Consider the following 13,182-nt stretch of genomic DNA (forward strand, 5'->3'; position numbering starts at 1 on the left):
TTAGACACAGCTACGGATGCTGAATTTCCTGAAACAATACTACTTGGAGACAGGCTTGGCAATGTAGTTTTGCTAGACGAATAAAGTGATAGCTCTAGTCGGCGGTGCAAATTCTCGCTCAATTGGAATGCCGCTTCAATTATGGAATTCGTGGATTTTGTTGCTAAATGTATTCAGCATGGTTGCAGCTTTGCTACAACAGTCCTATCTGCATAGGTTAAAAAATCTAGGGGTCGGCTTGCCTTATGGCTGTAGTAAAACTACTATCAAATTTCAAGTAGTGTAGTTACGTAGTGCGGTGCACGGTAGTTATCTTAAGCACTCGCAAATCAAACCCATAGCGTAGCCAGTGTGATCCTGTAAGGGTCTCACAGGGAGTTTCGATGAGTCTGCATCTCCGCCTGGTCGAAGTGACCGAGCGAATTGTCCGGAAAAGCCAGCCGACACGCTCGGCCTATCTGGCGCGTGTGGCAGCCTGGGCTGCCAAAGAACCTGTTCGTAAGGGTTTGTCGTGCACAAACCTGGCCCATGCCTATGCTGCCTCGCCAGCCGGCGACAAAATCATGCTGCGTGAGCAGCGTCAGCCTAATCTGGCCATCGTTTCTGCCTACAACGATATGTTGTCGGCACATCAGCCACTTGCAACCTATCCCGAACTCATCAAGGCCGCTGCTCGTGAAGTCGGCGCGACAGCCCAGTTTGCCGGCGGTGTCCCGGCGATGTGCGATGGCGTGACCCAAGGTCAGGCCGGCATGGAGTTGTCGCTGTTTTCGCGCGATATCATCGCCATGAGCACCGCTGTTGCAATGAGCCACCAGATGTTTGACGGCATGCTGTGCCTTGGCGTCTGCGACAAAATCGTACCGGGGCTCATGATTGGTGCATTGCAGTTTGGCCATCTGCCGGCGATTTTCGTACCCGCAGGCCCCATGGTATCGGGCCTGGAAAACAAAGAGAAAGCCCGTATCCGCCAGCTGTACGCAGAAGGTAAGATCGGCCGGGAAGGGCTTTTGGAAGCGGAAGAAAAGTCCTATCACGGCGCCGGCACCTGCACCTTTTATGGCACCGCCAATTCAAATCAGATGCTCATGGAAATCATGGGCGTTCATCTGCCAAGCTCGGCGTTTGTGAATCCAGATACCCCGCTACGCGATGCTTTTACCTGCGAAGCTGCCAAACGCGCTGCTGCGATTACTGCGCTGGGCAATGAATACATCCCTCTGGCAGAGGTGATCGATGAGCGCGCCATCGTCAACGGTCTGGTTGGCCTGATGGCCACAGGCGGTTCGACGAATCATGCTATCCATCTTGTAGCAATGGCCGCTGCGGCAGGCATCATCATCGACTGGACCGACTTCGACGATATCTCCGCCATTATTCCGCTGCTGGCGAAGATCTATCCAAATGGCAGTGCGGATGTTAACCATTTCCATGCGGCTGGCGGTATGGGTTATCTGATCAGCCAATTACTCGATGCAGGTCTTCTGCATGAGGATGTAAAAACGGTCATGGGTCCTGGTCTGCGCCGTTATGCAGTGGAGCCGCATATGAACAGCGGGCAGTTGGCATGGCGCCCCGCCCCCACAGAAAGCCAGGACAAGTCGGTGTTGTCCTCCGTGGCGTCGCCCTTCCAGCCTGATGGTGGTTTACGCCTTGTTCAGGGCAACCTTGGCCGTGGTGTGATCAAGGTTTCGGCCGTTCAAGCTGCACACCGGATCGTTGAAGCGCCGGCAATCGTTTTCGATTCGCAGGATGCCCTGATCGACGCATTCAAACGCGGTGAGTTGGACAGAGATTTCATTGCTGTAATCCGCTTTCAAGGTCCGCGCGCCAACGGTATGCCCGAACTACACAAGCTGACGCCGACGCTAGGGGTCCTGCAGGACAGGGGATTCAAAGTGGCCCTGGTAACAGACGGCCGCATGTCCGGTGCTTCCGGCAAGGTGCCCTCAGCGATCCATATCACGCCAGAGTGTCTTGCCGGCGGGCCGCTGGCCAAGGTATGCAATGGAGACATGATTCGCCTTGATGCCGAAACCGGTACCTTGGAAGCGCTGGTGCCTGCAGATGTCTGGGCACAGCGCACGCCAGCCACTGCTGATGTGACTGCCAACCAATATGGTTATGGTCGCGACCTGTTTGCCGTATTTCGTAGTAATGCTACGGGTGCGGAGCAAGGGGCGATGAGCTTTATGTTGCCCATGTAAGGAACGAACAATGAATATCCGTGACATCATGCGCGCCTCACCGGTCATGCCGGTGATTGTGCTGGACCGTGTTGAAGATGCCGTACCTTTAGCGCGGGCTTTGGTCGACGGTGGGATACGCGTGCTGGAAGTAACTTTGCGCACACCTACTGCGATGGCCTCCATCAAGGCGATTGCCGCTGAAGTGCCCGATGCCATTGTTGGTGTGGGTACCGTAACCCAGCCGGCGCAATTTGCTGAGGTAAAGGCTGCGGGAGCCCGCTTTGCGGTAACACCAGGGCTGACAGATGAACTCGCGCAGGCTGCCAAAGCTGCTGGTATTCCATTGCTACCCGGTGTGATGACGCCTTCAGAGGTCATTGCCGCAATGGCACACGGTTTCGACGCTATGAAACTATTTCCGGCCGAGCAAGCCGGAGGCTTAGGTATGCTCAAGGCGCTTGGTGGGCCGTTTGCAGATGTGTTGTTCTGCCCAACAGGTGGCGTGACGCTGGAAAGCGCACCGAAATTCCTGGCTTTGCCAAATGTGGCGTGCGTCGGTGGTTCGTGGCTCGCGCCGAAGGAAAAGGTTGCTGCAGGTGACTGGCATGTCATTACCCAACTGGCCCGCGGTGCGGCGGCTTTGAAGACATAAAACCAACAATCAGTGCATGGTGCTTCTGCGCGAGCCTTATCGGTCTTACTCCGTTAAGGCTTATGTGCTACAGACTGTGAACCGATTCTAACGAGTATTGGAACAACAACGCTTTCAGCAAGAAAAGCGAAGATTTCTTCCCGGTAGCGACTCAATCGAGCCGAGAACCCGATTCCTGTTTTGACGAGCTCCTCCAGAGAGCTTGGGGAAACTGTGACCCGTGTTCGCCGCCGGGTTTAGCGTAGCGACGTGGCCCGCTTCTCCGTTATGGCGCACCGAGCACGCACCCCTGAGCACAGGGACGATGGTGTGCTCACCATGCTGGGCGCGGGTTTGCAACCAGCTCAACCAACCAAAGCGGAGAGGAGTGATTCGACAATGATGATGAAAAGCAAGCTGTTCCTGGCAGTCGTTGCTGCAATGGCTGCCCAGGCCACAATGGCGGCGTCTGTTGACTACCACGGTTATCTCCGTAGTGGTTCGGGCAGTGCTTCCGAAGGTGGGCGTGAGGTGTGTTTCGGATTGAATGCACCGGCCTTTGGCGGCAAGGTTGGGGGCGCCGGTCGCCTAGGTAACGAATGCGAGACTTATAGCGAGCTTTCGTTCGATGCTGCTTTGGGTGAAAGCAATGGTGTCGGCTTCAAACTGCATACCATGTTGGCTTTCTCGCAAGAACAGCAAAAGGATTGGGAAGACAAATCCCCTGCCTGGCGCCAAACCTGGATCGAAGCGACTAATGTCGGCAATGGCGCGCTTGCCAATGCGGGCATCTGGGGCGGTAAGCGCTTCTATAAACGCCACGATGCGCATATCGCTGACTTTTTCTGGTCAGCCAGCATGGGGCCGGGCGCCGGTATCGAGAACATCGATTTCGGTTTTGGTAAGTTCTCCTATGCATTGATGCGTAACGACGAGACCAGCAGCGGCGGAAGTGCTTCGGACGCCGTGACCAACCATGATTTCCGGCTGGAAGGGATAGGCGCGAATGCAGGTGGGTCGATCGACCTGACCGCAAATGTCGTGGCCAAGAACCAGGTCGATGGCCGCAACGGATCAAATGGCTTCGCTTTTGGCATTACCCATAACCAGGCCGACCCATTTGGCATGGCGGGCTTCAACAACTTGGTGCTCCAGGTTGCAAAAGATGCAGCCAACCTCGACCAAAGCGCCAGCTGGTTGAAGAGTACCGATGACAAGAAATCCTGGCGGATTGTCGAGCATCTGGTTTTCGATCCCAAGAACAGCAACTGGAATGGTGCATTGTTTGCAGGTTACGGTGCAGAGAAGTTCAACGGCGTGAAGAGCAAGACGATGAGTTTGGTCGTCCGCCCTGTCTACCATTTCACTGAGAACTACAGCGTTGCTTTGGAGGCAGGTACGACCAGTGTCAAACCTAATTCCGCACCCACTCAGCGCTTGAGCAAGCTGACGATCGCACCGCAATTGTCGATGGGTAAGGGATTCTGGGCTCGCCCCGCGTTGCGCGCTTATTACACCTACGCCAAGTGGAACCAGGCAGCCCAGACTGCTGCAGTCAGTGTTGCCAACCCTGGTGGCGTGGTCAGTGGCAAGGGCAACCAATTTGCCTACGCGACCAAGACCAGCGGCAGCAGCTATGGCGTGCAGGTGGAGGCTTGGTGGTAAGTCACAGATTGGCTTGACCTTGAACCTGTTTATGATCTTACTGCGCAGCTGTGATCAGGGCTTATGTGCTGCTTGAAATCCTCATGTACAAAAGTACATTCCGGTTTCTGCGCTGCTCTGCACCCTGCTGACAGCTGCTCGCGACAGATCGTAAACAAGTTCTTAGAACCCGAGCTAAGGCGAAAACACTCGAGGAAGCGGGTAAATGAGCATTCCGAGGGTGTTTTCAACGCCGTGGTGCCGACGCACAGCAGACTTTAGATAGGTTCTTACAGTCTGTTGCCACAGCAAGTGCTGTGGTGGCAGATGACAGTTACAGCATCCCTTTTGCGAATCCAGTCGTTTCGGCGTAAAGCATTGAGACGAGTGGCTTTGTTGCGTACTTTTTCCGGCGGACAGCATGAAAATCAAGAAGAACGATTGGTGGCGCGGTGGTGTGATTTACCAGATTTACCCACGCAGCTTTGCAGACAGCAATAACGACGGGGTAGGGGATCTGCCGGGTATTACCGACAAGCTGCCGTACATTGCCAGTCTGGGGGTCGACGCCATCTGGATCTCGCCCATCTTCAAGTCGCCCATGAAGGACTTTGGCTACGATGTATCGGATTATTGCGACATCGACCCATTGTTCGGCGACCTTGCCGCGTTCGATACGTTGGTAGCCAAGGCACATAAGCTAGGTCTGAAGGTCATGATCGATCAGGTGCTGAGCCACTGTTCAGACCAGCACCCTTGGTTCAAGGAAAGCCGTCAGAGCAAGGACAACCCCAAAGCTGATTGGTTTGTATGGGCCGATCCGCAGCCGGATGGCACACCGCCAAACAATTGGCTGTCGGTATTCGGTGGATCGGCATGGCAGTGGGAATCGCGTCGGCGTCAGTATTTCCTGCATAACTTCCTGAGCAGCCAGCCAGACTTGAATTTCCATAACCCCCAAGTACAGCAAGCCATGCTGGATACCGTCCATTTCTGGCTCAAACGCGGGGTGGATGGCTTCCGGTTCGATGCCTGCAATTTCCATTTCCACGACCCGAAGTTGCGTTCGAACCCACCCGCCTTGGTGCGTGACAGTAAAACCGTCAGTGCAGAGAACCCTTACGGCCTACAGGCTCATAAGTACGACAAATCCCAGCCGCAGAATCTCGCTTTCCTCCAGAAAGTGCGTGTGCTGTTAGACAAATACGGTGCGGCATCAGTGGGCGAGGTAGGTGATGACCATTCGCTCAAAACCATGGCCAAGTACACCTCTGGCGGTGACAAGTTGCACATGGCCTATAGCTTCAACCTGCTTACGCCCGAGTGCTCGGCAGCGCATATCCGCCAACAGGTGGAAGAATTGGAAGCACAGCTGACCAAGACCGGCAAGAAGGATGGCGGTAAAGGATGGGGATGCTGGAGTATTGGCAACCATGATGCCCAACGCGTCATGACACGTTGGGGCAAGGGAGAAATCCGTCCTGCCTATGCCAAAGTGCTGCTGGCGATGTCAGCCAGCCTCAAGGGCAGTTTGTGCATCTACCAAGGTGAAGAGTTGGCGTTGACTGAAGCTGATATCCCTTTCGGGCAGCTGCAAGACCCTTATGGCATTACCTTCTGGCCGGAATTCAAGGGGCGCGACGGTTGCCGTACTCCCATGCCTTGGCAGGCCAAACTCAAGCATGCCGGCTTTTCCCAGGCCAAACCCTGGTTGCCGGTGCCAAAGGAGCATCTGGCGCGAGCCGTGGACAAGCAGGAAATCGATCAGCAGTCGACTCTGCATTTCTACCGGCAATTTCTGAACTGGCGCAAAACCCATCCCGTACTGAGGGTAGGGGACATCGACTTTCTGGACACGCCAGAACCTGTGCTTGCTTTTACCCGCACGCTGGATGATGAAACTTGGCTATGCGCCTTCAACCTGGGGGCGAAACCCGCCAGTTTGCGCCTACCCAAGCGTTTACGCGCTGCCACATTGGTACATGGGCATGGCCTGGAAGGCAGCCTGGAGGACGGGCTGCTGGGCTTGGCCCAGTTCGGGGGTGTTTTTGCAGCCATCGAATGCTGAGTACCCATTCGTTTGGCATACTGTGCAGCCTTGCCGGGTGCTTAGACCCCGCCAAGGCGGCTCAATGAGCTAAGCCAAGCACCAGCTCCATGTAGCCAACCGCCAATGCATAAACCTACGGTCTCGGAAACAGAGACCATAGGCAGCCTGCGCTGTATCACGCGATACCATTCCTAAACGGAGCACAGAAAGTTATGTCCGACGTCGTCTTGCGCGGCATTCGCAAATCGTTCGGCGAAATCGAAACGCTGCATGGCATTGATCTGGATATCCAGGATGGCGAGTTCGTGGTCTTTGTCGGGCCCTCGGGTTGCGGTAAGTCAACCTTGCTGCGCACCATCGCTGGCCTGGAGGACATCACCTCGGGTGAGCTGACCATTGGCGGCCAACGCTGTAATGAGGTTCCACCGGCAAAGCGTGGCGTCGCCATGGTGTTTCAGAGCTATGCGTTGTACCCACATATGACGGTGGCCGAGAACATGGCGTTTGGCCTTAAGCTTGCCGGGGTATCCAAAGATGAGATGAAGCAAGCGGTCGAGCGCGCCGCCGGGATATTGCAGATCGAACATCTGCTGACCCGTAAACCCAAGGCATTGTCGGGCGGGCAACGGCAACGGGTAGCGATTGGCCGGGCAATTGTTCGTAAGCCCAATGTCTTTCTGTTCGACGAGCCGCTGTCGAATCTGGATGCCGCTTTGCGGGTGCAGATGCGCATTGAGATCACCAAGCTGCATCGTGAACTCAAGACCACCATGGTCTATGTCACCCATGATCAGGTGGAGGCCATGACGCTGGCGGATCGCATCGTGGTGCTCAATGCGGGCAATGTGGAGCAGGTCGGCGCACCGCTTGCGCTGTATCACCACCCACGCAATCTGTTTGTTGCGGGCTTTATTGGCTCACCCAAGATGAATTTCGTCCAGGGCAGCTTGGCCGATATGACGGACCGCACCGCCACCGTCAAACTCGCCGATGGCACCTTGGTCCGTGTTCAAGTAGATGCACGCGCGGGCCAGATAGGCAGCGCAGTAACGTTGGGTATCCGCCCCGAGCACTTCACACTCGATTCAACCGCCAATACGATCACCGGCCAGATCATCGCCGCAGAGCACCTGGGCGAGGCCACCATTTTCTACCTGCAGGTGGAAGGCGCAGCAGAGCATCTGGTTGTGCGCGCACCGGCTGCTCATAACGCCCAAGTCGGCGAAACACTGCAAGTCAGCGCTACCCCATCACGCTGTTACTTATTCAACGATGCAGGCGAAGCGTTCGCACGTCTGGATGATGTAACGTCAACGACCCGTTAGCACAAGCTAGGGCGACACCAAAACCACACCATATCGAGATGGAGAGACCAATGAAACTGAACAAGACATGCGTTGTACTGGCCGTGGCCATGGGCTTTGCCGGCAATGCCTATGCGGCGGACACCAAATTGTCGCTATGGATCAATGGAGATAAGGGTTACAACGGCATTCAGAAGGTGGGGGACGACTTCGCCAAGCAATCGGGTGTATCGGTAACGGTGGAGCACCCCGAGGATGCGCCAGCCAAATTCCAACAAGCCGCTGCGGCAGGCAAGGGGCCGGATATCTTTTGCTGGCCGCACGACCGCGCGGGTGAATGGATTGCAGCAGGGCTTGTCAGCCCGCTCAAGCCTTCCAAAAAGGTAATAGACGCGCTCGACCCACTGGCGGTGAAGTCGTTCACCATCGGCGGCAAGCTGTGGGGCTACCCGCTGTCGATCGAAGCGATTGCGCTGATCTACAACAAAGCCCTGGTGCTCAACCCACCCAAGACCTTTGAAGAAATCTTCGCGCTCGACAAGGCGCTGAAGGCCAAGGGCAAGAAGGCGATCATGTGGGACTACACCAAGACCTATTTCTCCTGGCCCTTGCTAGCTGCCAATGGCGGCTACCCATTCAAGCCCAAGGCCGATGGCGGTTACGACGTCAATGATGTGGGCGTCAACAATGCGGGCGCCCAGAAAGGCGTCGAAATGCTGGCCAAGCTGGTCAAGTCGGGCGTCATGCCGCAAGGCGCCAGCTATGCCGACATGGAAAATGGTTTCGCCAAGGGAGAGATCGCGATGATGATCTCCGGCCCATGGGCCTGGGATAACGCCAGGCAGGCCAAGATCGACTTTGGCGTCGCCACCATTCCCAGCGTAGGCGGCAAGCAGGGCGGGCCTTTTGTCGGTGTGCTGGGTTGTTTGATCAACAACAGCAGCAAGAACAAGGAAATTGCGGCCGACTTCCTGGAAAACCATCTGATGAGCCTGGATGGCCTGAAGAAGATGAACGCCGACGTCCCGCTGGGCGTACCCGCCAATAAAGCCTTCTTCAAGGAATTGCAGAACGACGCCAACATCAAAGCCACCATGGCTTCCGCGCAGCTTGGCGCACCCATGCCGAACGTGCCGGAAATGGGGCGCTTCTGGTCTTCGATGGAATCTGCATTGCAGAACATCACCAGCGGTCGTCAGGGCGTCAAGGAAGGGCTTGATGCAGCTGCCAAGCGTATCACCAACAAGTAATCAGGAAGCTGTTCAAGACTGCTGTACGTCAGCAATACAGGGCTGAAAACACTTTGTTTGGTCCCAGCTCGCAGGACTTTGAACAGTTTCTAATAACCTGCTTACGATCTGTCGCGAGCGGCTGTCAGCAGGGCGCAGAGCAGCGCAGAAGCCGGAATGTACTTAGGTACATGAGGAATTCGAGCAGCACATAAGCCCTGATCACAGCTGCGCAGTAAGATCGTAAACAGGTTCAAAGACATAGTTGCTTTCTACGAGTAGCCAGGTTCCGCTGAGACCTGGCTACTCCAGCCTGCATTCCTTTCCCTCGGGAAGGAGGGCTGCGATCAGCACGGATTGGCTTGCTGACCGTTGCCAAGGAGAAGATGAAGAATGGGTCGTTTGTTGAATAAAGCCGTGCCAGCTGTGCTGCTTTCCTTGGTGGTGTTGACTGGTTTGTACCTGAGCCTGCAGGTGTACCTTTCCGGGCAATCGCTCGCGGCTTTTTCCCTGGTGGCATTCCTGGGTGTAGCGGTCTACGTGTACACAGCAAGCCGCGCCTACAACTACCGCTACTTGTTCCCGGGCCTTGTGGCGGTATTGCTCTTCGTCATTCTGCCCATCGCGATCAATTTTTCGATCGGTTTCACGAACTACAGCTCCAAACACATATTGAGCTTTGATCGCGCCACGGCCTATTTCCTCGACCAGACTTATACCGTCGAGGGCAATACCCTGGCATTCACGCTGCATCCAGATGGCACGGCTTATCGTATTCGCCTGGAAGCCGAAGATGGCAGCGTATTTCAAACACCACCGCTGACTTTGCAGGAAAAGCCGATTGAAGTCTCCGCCAAGCCTGTGGTTGCGGGGGATGCGCCATTGGCCGACGCGGCAGATACCCGCACCTTAATTAAGAACCTGAAAGCGCTGAAGCTGGTATCGATACATCTGCCTGATGGAACAGTGGTCAGTGCCTCGGGTCTGCGTGAATTCGCACCTGTCCGCAAGCAGTACATCAAGGCAGCGGATGGCAGCCTGGTAGACCAGCAGGATGGTTCTGTCCTACGCCCCGATATGGAAGCTGGCTTTTACAAAAATAGCGCAGGCGAGGCCATGCAGCCTGGTTTCACCACCAGTGTCGGGTTTGCCCATTATGTGCGTATCTTCAGCGACCGGGCACTGAGCGAGCCATTGGCGCAAATCTTCATCTGGACCGTTGTTTTTGCCGGCCTTACCGTACTGTTCGCATTTTCAATTGGCGTTGTGCTTGCCGTTCTGATGGGTTGGGAAGCGCTGACCGGGCGCGGGCTTTATCGCATATTGCTGTTTATTCCCTACGCCGTACCGGGGTTTATTTCCATCCTCGTCTTCAAGGGCCTGTTCAACGAGAACTCCGGTGAAATCAATCTGGTGCTCAGCCATTTGTTCGGTATCAGTCCCAACTGGTTCACCGACCCGTTCCTCGCCAAGGTCATGCTGTTGGTTGTGAACACCTGGCTCGGTTTCCCTTACATGATGCTGCTTTGCATGGGGCTCATCAAAGCGATTCCAGCTGATCTATACGAGGCGTCGGCGATTGCCGGAGCTGGGCCGTTGACCAACTTCTTCAAGATCACCCTGCCGCTGATTGCCAAGCCGATGACACCGCTGTTGATTTCGGCATTTGCTTTCAATTTCAACAACTTCGTCATTGTCGCGCTGCTGACCGGTGGCCGGCCGGACTTTCTCGGTACCAAAATCCCGGCAGGGACGACCGACGTGCTGGTTTCCTATACGTATCGGATCGCCTTTGAGGATTCCGGCCAGGACTTCGGCCTTGCTTCGGCCCTGTCGACTGTCATCTTCCTGATGGTGGTGCTCCTGTCCCTGGTCAATATGCGCATCAGCAAGACCAATACAGGTGAGTCGGCTTAATTTTTTCCCCGCTATAAGAAGCGGACGGATCTGGAGTTACAAGCATGGCAGTCGTACTCGATAAGTCACACCGTTGGCGCGTCATCGCGGCTCATGTCGGGCTGATCAGCTTTATCGCGCTGACATTGGCACCATTTCTGATGTTGGTGTCGATCAGCTTTCGGCCCGGTAACTTCGCAACCGGGGAGTTGATTCCCAGTTCGATCAGTCTCGACCATTGGAAACTGGCGCTTGGTATTTCATACCAGGGACCGGATGGGCAGTTGATTGAGCCAGACTTCCCCGTACTGGGCTGGCTGTGGAATTCGGTGAAAGTGGCTGGACTGTCGGCACTGATCGCGCTATTGCTTTCCACTACTTGCGCCTATGCGTTTGCGCGCATGCGGTTTGCTTTCAAACAGCAGCTGATGACCTCCTTGCTGCTATTGCAGATGTTTCCCTCTGTACTTGTACTTGTCGGTATCTATGCGATTTTCGACCGGATAGGCGCTTATGTACCCGGTTTGGGCATCAACAGCCATGGCGGTTTGATTCTGGCCTACACCGGCGGTATTGCGCTGCATATCTGGACGATCAAGGGTTATTTCGAAACGATCCCGATGGAGATCGAAGAAGCTGCCAAAGTAGATGGTGCATCGCCATTCCAGGCTTTCCACCATGTCTTGCTGCCGATGTCGCTGCCTATTCTGATGGTGGTGTTCATCCTGGCATTTATCAGCAGCATCAATGAGTACCCTATTGCCTCGATTCTGGTGCAAAGCCAGGACCAGCTGACGCTGGCCGTAGGTTCAAAGCAGTTTCTCTATCCACAACATTACCGCTGGGGGGATTTTGCCGCTGCCGCCATTCTCTCCGGTTTGCCGATCACTGTCGTCTTCCTTCTCGCACAACGCTGGATGATCTCCGGCCTTACTGCCGGCGGGGTGAAAGGTTGATGACAATCAACAACACCTGGTCGGCTGATCGAGGGGATTGTCGCCACCTTGGCTATGATGCTCCCCAAGCCCCACGTGTTTCATGTACCGTGTTTGCCTATGCATTCGCACGTAGTAAAGCGGCCCACCGATGGCCGAAAACCATACTAAGCAGAACGCCGGAATGGCGTCGCCATCAACTCAAGTAATCAGGAGCAAACCCATGACTATCCGTGTTGCAATCAATGGATATGGTCGTATCGGCCGTAATATTCTACGCGGCTTGTATGAATACAATCGCCGTGGCGATTTCGAAATCGTCGCCATCAACAATATCGGCGAGATCGAAGTCAATGCGCATCTGACCGAATACGACACCGTACACGGCAAGTTCCGTGCGGAAGTCGGTTACAAGGACGACCATCTACTGGTGAACGGTGACCGCATCCGCTATCTCAGCGTGCGCGACCCAGCCCAGCTGCCTTGGAAGGACTTGAACGTTGATGTGGTGTTCGAATGTACCGGCCTCTTCACCAGCAAAGCGAAGGCATCAGCCCACCTGTCTGCTGGTGCAAAGAAAGTGATCATCTCGGCCCCGGGCGGTGAGGATGTGGATGCCACTATTGTCTACGGCGTGAATGACCACACGTTGAAAGTCACCGATACGGTTATTTCCAACGCCAGCTGCACCACCAACTGCCTGGCTCCACTGGTTGCGCCATTGCATGCTGCGTTTGGCATTGAAATGGGCTTGATGACCACCGTGCACAGTTACACCAATGACCAGGTGCTGACAGACCTTTACCACAGCGATCTGCGCCGTGCGCGTTCGGCAACCCAGTCGATGATTCCGACCAAGACCGGCGCCGCGGCAGCTATCGGCTTGGTCATCCCCGAACTGGCTGGCAAGCTCGATGGCCTGGCGGTACGCGTGCCGACCATCAATGTCTCTCTGGTCGACTTCGTCTTCACAGCCGGCCGCGATACGACGGTGGCGGAAGTCAATGATGTACTCAAGGCTGCAGCTGCCAGCAGCAAGAGCGGCATCCTGACCTATGTGACCAAGCCGCTGGTTTCGATCGACTTCAACCATAACCCGGCATCAAGTAATTTTGATGCGTCGCAGACCAAGGTAAGCAATAAGCGCTTGGTCAAGGTGATGGCTTGGTATGACAACGAGTGGGGTTATTCGAATCGGATGTTGGATACCACCCTAGCATTAATGAACGCGAGCCGTTAAGAACCTGCAGAGTCTGCTGCGCGTCGGCGATACAGCGTTGAAAACCCCCGTGGAATGCTAATTT

Annotated in this window: 9 protein-coding genes; all 9 read left to right on the forward strand. The window is 55.3% G+C overall.

The features are described 5' to 3' along the window. Positions 1-383 precede the first annotated feature (383 nt). The 9 genes from edd to gap all read left to right on the forward strand — a co-directional run bounded on the left by edd (position 384) and on the right by gap (position 13,118). Positions 384-2,207, forward strand: coding sequence for a phosphogluconate dehydratase (edd, locus tag ACUHMQ_RS07025; RefSeq protein ID WP_445294740.1), 1,824 nt, complete (start codon positions 384-386; stop codon positions 2,205-2,207). Between the two features lie 10 nt (positions 2,208-2,217). After that, positions 2,218-2,841: a bifunctional 4-hydroxy-2-oxoglutarate aldolase/2-dehydro-3-deoxy-phosphogluconate aldolase gene (locus ACUHMQ_RS07030; protein ID WP_445294741.1), complete on the forward strand. Its 624-nt coding sequence runs from the start codon at positions 2,218-2,220 to the stop codon at positions 2,839-2,841. A gap of 378 nt (positions 2,842-3,219) precedes the next feature. Next, positions 3,220-4,485 (forward strand): maltoporin, encoded by a 1,266-nt coding sequence (locus ACUHMQ_RS07035; protein ID WP_445294742.1) that lies wholly within the window; start codon positions 3,220-3,222, stop codon positions 4,483-4,485. A 400-nt stretch (positions 4,486-4,885) separates the two neighbouring features. Continuing rightward, complete coding sequence (locus tag ACUHMQ_RS07040) at positions 4,886-6,532, forward strand: alpha-glucosidase family protein (RefSeq protein WP_445294743.1); 1,647 nt, start codon at positions 4,886-4,888, stop codon at positions 6,530-6,532. 194 nt (positions 6,533-6,726) lie between these two features. Further along, positions 6,727-7,839 carry an ABC transporter ATP-binding protein gene (locus ACUHMQ_RS07045; RefSeq protein ID WP_445294744.1) on the forward strand — a complete coding sequence of 371 codons (1,113 nt, stop codon included), beginning with the start codon at positions 6,727-6,729 and terminating at the stop codon, positions 7,837-7,839. A gap of 50 nt (positions 7,840-7,889) precedes the next feature. Beyond that, the gene (malE, locus tag ACUHMQ_RS07050) at positions 7,890-9,068 is read left to right on the forward strand and encodes a maltose/maltodextrin ABC transporter substrate-binding protein MalE (RefSeq protein WP_445294745.1); all 1,179 of its coding nucleotides are present in this window, start codon (positions 7,890-7,892) and stop codon (positions 9,066-9,068) included. A gap of 372 nt (positions 9,069-9,440) precedes the next feature. Beyond that, positions 9,441-10,964: a maltose ABC transporter permease MalF gene (gene malF / locus ACUHMQ_RS07055; RefSeq protein WP_445294746.1), complete on the forward strand. Its 1,524-nt coding sequence runs from the start codon at positions 9,441-9,443 to the stop codon at positions 10,962-10,964. Between the two features lie 44 nt (positions 10,965-11,008). Beyond that, complete coding sequence (gene malG / locus ACUHMQ_RS07060; protein WP_445294747.1) at positions 11,009-11,899, forward strand: maltose ABC transporter permease MalG; 891 nt, start codon at positions 11,009-11,011, stop codon at positions 11,897-11,899. A 202-nt stretch (positions 11,900-12,101) separates the two neighbouring features. After that, positions 12,102-13,118, forward strand: coding sequence for a type I glyceraldehyde-3-phosphate dehydrogenase (gap, locus tag ACUHMQ_RS07065; protein WP_445294748.1), 1,017 nt, complete (start codon positions 12,102-12,104; stop codon positions 13,116-13,118). Positions 13,119-13,182 lie beyond the last annotated feature (64 nt).

The organism is Chitinimonas violaceus, assembly GCF_052601015.1.